Below are 5201 nucleotides of genomic sequence, written 5' to 3' on the forward strand. Positions count from 1 at the left end.
CCGTAGCTGCGGGCGGCGTTCCAGCTGAGCTCCCAGATGCTCTCCACGTCCTGCAGATACATCGCCAGGCGCTCGAGGCCATAGGTGATCTCGATCGACACCGGCCGGCAGTCGATACCGCCGCACTGCTGGAAATAGGTGAACTGGGTCACCTCCATGCCGTCGAGCCACACCTCCCAGCCCACGCCCCAGGCGCCGAGGGTGGGCGATTCCCAGTTGTCCTCCACGAAGCGGATGTCGTGGTCGGCGGCGCGGATGCCCAGGGCCTCGAGCGAGGCCAGGTAGGTCTCCTGGATGCCCTCGGGGCTCGGTTTGATCAGCACCTGGTACTGGAAGTAGTGCTGCGCCCGGTTGGGGTTGTCGCCGTAGCGGCCGTCGGTGGGGCGGCGGCAGGGCTCCGGATAGGCCACCGCCCACGGCTCCGGACCGATCGCCCGCAGCACCGTGTGGGGGCTCATCGTGCCGGCGCCCTTCTCGGTGTCGTAGGGCTGCAGGATCAGGCAGCCCCGCTCCGCCCAGAACCGGTTCAGGGTGCTGATGATGTCCTGGAAGTGCACGGGCGGGCCAGAGGGTGCGCAGCGCTCGATTGTCGCTGCCGGCTGGCGTCAGTCTGAAGGCGGGCTGCTAGGCCAGCAGCTCGAGCAGACCCATCAGCCCGCCGCCGAGGGGGCGATGGCGGGCCCGTGCGAACCCGGCCAAGCGCGCCAGCCGCTCCTGGTCCGCCCCGGTGGGAAAACGCCGCAGGCTCTCCTCCAGATAGGCGTAGTGGTCGCGCAGGCCGGCGGCGGCGGCGGTCGGCACCACCACGTGGCGCAGCGCCAGGCAGCTGCACGGTGGCGACGACCCGAGCGGGGGGCCGGCGGCCGGATCGGGGCGGTTGAAGTCGAGCACGGCGGCGCGACCGCCAGCACGCAGCAGGCGCCGCAGCTCGGCCAGACCGGCGCCGGGGTCGCTTAGATTGCGCAGGCCGTAGGCGATCACGGCGCCATCGGCCCAGCCCTCGGCCAGCCCGGTCGCCAAGGCATCGGCCTGGCGCCACTGCAGCGGAAGCCAGGGGCGGGCGGCGGCGCGGCGGGCCGCCACGGCCAGCGGGGCGGCGGCGGCATCGAGCCCGAGCACCAGGCCACCGGGGCGCACCTTCTCCGCCAGCACCAGGGCCAGATCACCGGTGCCGCAGCAGAGATCGAGCAGGCGCTGGCCGGCGCGGGGCCGCAGCCAGGCGATCGCCTGACGTTTCCAGACGCGGTGCAGACCCAGGCTCAGCAGATCGTTGAGCTGGTCGTAGCGGGGTGCGATCTGGTCGAACAGCTGGGAGACGGCGACGGGGTCGCCGGGCCTAAAGCTGCCCATCCCAGGGCAGCACGATCGAATCGAGCTCACGCCGGCGGGATCGGGGGCCTGGAGCATCGCACCGGCCACCGTGCGGTCCGGACCGGTGAGGGTGAGCACCATCACGGTGGCCAGTCCCACGGCGGCCGAGCACACCATGCAGCCGGCGAGCATCAGCGAGAACTCCTGGCGGTCGGTGGCCGCCTGCATGAGCTGCAGGGCCCAGGCCACCAGGGCCACCACGGCCAGCACCATCAGCAGGGCGAGCGCCGTGAACATCGGGGTGGGCAGACCGAACAGGACTGTCACAAGGCTGGGGAGGCGGCGACGGTGTGGGCTGGACGGGGTGGGGGGAGGGGAAGCGGCGGGCACCGCCGCGGTGAGCGACAACGATCGGTTGAAACCAAGTGTAAAGAGGCTTAACAGGCTGCCGCGAGGGGCCGGATCGGCAAGCCGCGGCGCAGCAGATCGGTCTTGATCTGCTCCACGGTGAGCACTCCGTCGTGCAGCAGGGAGGCCAGCAGTGCCGCCGCGGCATGACCGCCGGCCGGGCCGCCATCGAGGGCCTCGGCGATGTGATCGATGCAGCCGGCGCCGCCGGAGGCGATCACCGGCACCTCCACCGCATCGGCCACCGCTCGGGTGAGCTCCAGGTCGTAGCCGGCCTGGGTGCCGTCGCCATCCATCGAGGTGAGCAGGATCTCGCCGGCCCCCAGCTCCACCACCTGCCGGGCCCAGGCCACCGCGTCGAGGCCGGTGTTCTCGCGACCGCCCTTCACATACACATCCCAGCCCGGCGCGGCCGCCTCGCGGCGGCGGGCGTCGATGGCCACCACGATGCACTGGCAGCCGAAGCGTTCAGCCCCGCGGGCCACCAGCTGCGGATCCCGCACGGCGCTGGAATTGAGGCTTACCTTGTCGGCACCGGCGCGCAGCAGCTCCGTGATGCCCTCCACCGTGCTGATGCCGCCCCCCACCGTGAACGGGATCGTCACGGCCTCGGCGGTGCGGCGCACAAGATCCACCAGGGTGGCGCGGCCCTGGTGACTGGCCGCGATGTCGAGAAACACCAGCTCATCGGCGCCGGCCTCGCTGTAGCGGCAGGCCAGCTCCACCGGGTCGCCGGCATCGCGCAGGCCCACGAAGTTCACCCCCTTCACCACCCGACCCTCGGCCACGTCGAGGCAGGGAATGATCCGCTTGGCGACCATGGCGAGGCGAGACGAGGCGAGGGCAGGACTGGCGGGGAAGGGGGCTGGCTCGCTGTTAGCGTTGCGCCACTTTTCAGTCGCGCCGGCCATGTCCCAGGCTGCCACGATCAACGTCGGATCCAAGGTTCGGATCACGCGGGTGCGGGATCGGATCCCCGCCGAGATGATCGAGGCGCTCAAGGCCGATCCCACCGGCACGGTCACCGGCTTCCGCACCGTGGATGGCCAGGGCATCGGCGTGGTGGTGCAGCTGAGCAACGGCAGCCAGGTGTGGTTCTTCGATGACGAGATCTCCGCTGCCTGATCGCCTTGGCTGACGACGCGCCCGACACAGCCCCGCCCGTGAGCGCCAGTCCCAATCCGGAGGCCGCCAACGGATCGGCCGCCCGCCAGCTGCTGGGCATGAAAGGGGCCGCCGGCAGCAGCAACATCTGGAAGATCCGGCTGCAGCTGATGAAGCCGGTCACCTGGATCCCCCTGATCTGGGGGGTGCTGTGCGGCGCCGCCGCCTCGGGCAACTTCCACTGGACCCTGCCGGAGGTGGGCGCCTCGATCGCCTGCATGGTGATGAGCGGTCCCCTGCTGGCCGGCTACACGCAGACGATCAACGACTACTACGACCGCGAGATCGACGCGATCAACGAGCCCTACCGGCCGATCCCCTCGGGCGCCATCCCCCTGGCGCAGGTGAAGCTGCAGATCTGGGTGCTGCTGCTGGCGGGCCTGGCGGTGGCCTGGGGCCTGGATCGCTGGGCCGGCCACACCACGCCGGTGCTGCTGCTGCTGGCCCTGGGCGGCTCGCTGGTGAGCTTCATCTATTCAGCGCCGCCGCTGAAGCTCAAGCAGAACGGCTGGCTCGGCAACTACGCCCTGGGCGCCAGCTACATCGCCCTGNCCTGGTGGGCCGGCCAGGCCCTGTTCGGCCAGCTCACCTGGACCACCGCGATCCTCACCCTGGCCTACTCCCTGGCGGGGCTCGGCATCGCCGTGGTGAACGACTTCAAGAGCGTGGAAGGCGACCGGGCCCTGGGCCTGCAGTCGCTGCCGGTGGTGTTCGGGATCGAGCGGGCCAGCTGGATCAGCGCCGCCATGATCGATGTGTTCCAGCTCGCCATGGTGGCGGTGCTGATCACCATCGGGCAGCATCGGGCCGCGGTGCTGCTGGTGCTGTTGATCATTCCCCAGATCACCNTTCAGGACATCTGGCTGCTGCGCGATCCGGTGGCCNTCGATGTGAAGTACCAGGNCAGCGNCCAGCCCTTCCTGGTGCTCGGCATGCTGGTGACGGNCCTGGCGATCGGCCACAGTGCCCTGGTGACCTGATGTGAGCCGCGCCGCCACACCGGTTGCGCCCGCCTCCAGGGCTCCGCGTCGCCCCCAGCCGGTGCGCGGCAGCCTTGTGCGAGCTGGCCTTCTGGCTGCCGCCATCGGCAGCGGCGTGGCGCTCGGCCAGGCCGCGCTGGTGGCGGGCATCGATTCCCTGCTGCCCGATGCCCGCGGCATCAGCGCCTTCAACCGCCCCGGCACGCTCACGATCCTCTCGGCCGATGGGCAGGTGGTGCAGAAGATCGGGCCGGCCACCCGCGAGAAACTGAGCAGCAACGCGGTGCCGCCGCTGGTGGAGCAGGCCTTCATCGCCGCGGAGGACCGCCGCTTCTACCAGCACGGCGGCATCGACCCGGCGGGGATCGCCCGCGCCCTGGTGCGCAACCTCACCGAGCGCTCGGTGCAGGAGGGCGCCAGCACGATCACCCAGCAGCTGGCCCGCACGGTGTTTCTCAGCCAGGATCAGACCCTGATGCGCAAGCTCAAGGAAGCGGCGCTGGCGGGGAAGCTGGAGCGCCAGCTCACCAAGCAGCAGATCCTCGCCGAGTATCTCAATGTGGTGTATCTGGGCTCGAGCGCCTATGGCGTGGCCGATGCCGCCTGGATCTACTTCTCCAAGACTCCCGATCAGCTGACCCTGCCGGAGGCTGCCCTGATCGCGGGTCTGCCGCCGGCCCCTTCGGTGTATTCACCCCTGGTGAATCCCGACCTGGCCCTGCAACGGCGCCAGGTGGTGCTGCGGCGCATGGAGGAGGCGGGCTTCATCGGCGCGGCTCAGCGTGAGGCCGCCGAGGCCGCCCCCCTCGCGCTCAAGCCGGCCGAACCGAAGTACTGGGTGAGCCGGGCGCCCTACTTCAGCAGCTGGGTGCAGCAGGAGCTGCCGCGGGTGCTGAGCAAGGAGCAGCTGGAGGTGGGGGCCTCACCGTGCGCAGCAGCCTCAACCTGGCCTGGCAGGACCAGGCCCAGAAGGCGATCGATGCCTACACGCCCGGCGCCATGGAGGGGGCCCTGGTGGCGATGGAGCCCGGCACCGGCCTGGTGCGGGCGATGGTGGGCGGCAACGACTTCAACAGAAGCCAGTTCAACCGCGCGGTGCAGGCGCTGCGCTCGCCGGGCTCCACCTTCAAGCTGTTCGTCTATCTCACCGCCCTGAAGGAGGGGATGCTGCCGGAGCGGATCGTGCGCGATTCGGCCCGCTGCTTCCGCGGCTACTGCCCCAGGAACTTCGGCAACCGCTACTACGGCAGCGTCACCCTGGCGCGCGCCCTGCAGAACTCGCTCAACGTGGTGGCGGTGGGGCTGCTGCAGGAGCTGGGCTTCGACAAGGTGATCGCC

At 70.5% G+C, this 5201-nt stretch carries 5 protein-coding genes and 1 pseudogene; 3 read left to right on the forward strand and 3 right to left on the reverse strand.

Annotated elements, in window-relative coordinates; all coding sequences use genetic code 11:
- From glyQ to hisF, 3 genes are all read right to left on the reverse strand, one after another.
- Positions 1–557, reverse strand: a 557-nt coding sequence (gene glyQ / locus SYNGFB01_RS09690) for a glycine--tRNA ligase subunit alpha (protein WP_048017864.1), incomplete at its 3' end; no start/stop codon positions are given.
- A 67-nt stretch (positions 558–624) separates the two neighbouring features.
- On the reverse strand, positions 625–1350 hold the full coding sequence (locus SYNGFB01_RS09695) for a ubiquinone/menaquinone biosynthesis methyltransferase (RefSeq protein WP_048017867.1): 726 nt from the start codon (positions 1348–1350) through the stop codon (positions 625–627).
- Between the two features lie 398 nt (positions 1351–1748).
- Entirely contained in the window at positions 1749–2540 is a 792-nt protein-coding gene (gene hisF, locus SYNGFB01_RS09700) for an imidazole glycerol phosphate synthase subunit HisF (RefSeq protein WP_048017865.1), read from the reverse strand.
- An 88-nt stretch (positions 2541–2628) separates the two neighbouring features.
- Here hisF and SYNGFB01_RS09705 point away from each other — a divergent pair, with 88 nt between their 5' ends.
- The 3 genes and pseudogenes from SYNGFB01_RS09705 to SYNGFB01_RS09715 all read left to right on the forward strand — a co-directional run.
- Positions 2629–2844 carry a DUF2862 domain-containing protein gene (locus tag SYNGFB01_RS09705; RefSeq protein WP_048017866.1) on the forward strand — a complete coding sequence of 72 codons (216 nt, stop codon included), beginning with the start codon at positions 2629–2631 and terminating at the stop codon, positions 2842–2844.
- A gap of 38 nt (positions 2845–2882) precedes the next feature.
- Positions 2883–3863 carry a chlorophyll synthase ChlG gene (gene chlG, locus SYNGFB01_RS09710; RefSeq protein ID WP_072061604.1) on the forward strand — a complete coding sequence of 327 codons (981 nt, stop codon included), beginning with the start codon at positions 2883–2885 and terminating at the stop codon, positions 3861–3863.
- A 61-nt stretch (positions 3864–3924) separates the two neighbouring features.
- Positions 3925–5201, forward strand: a pseudogene (locus SYNGFB01_RS09715) (transglycosylase domain-containing protein); the annotation flags it as partial.

This window comes from Synechococcus sp. GFB01 (genome assembly GCF_001039265.1).
In the GTDB taxonomy this organism is placed as follows: domain Bacteria; phylum Cyanobacteriota; class Cyanobacteriia; order PCC-6307; family Cyanobiaceae; genus NIES-981.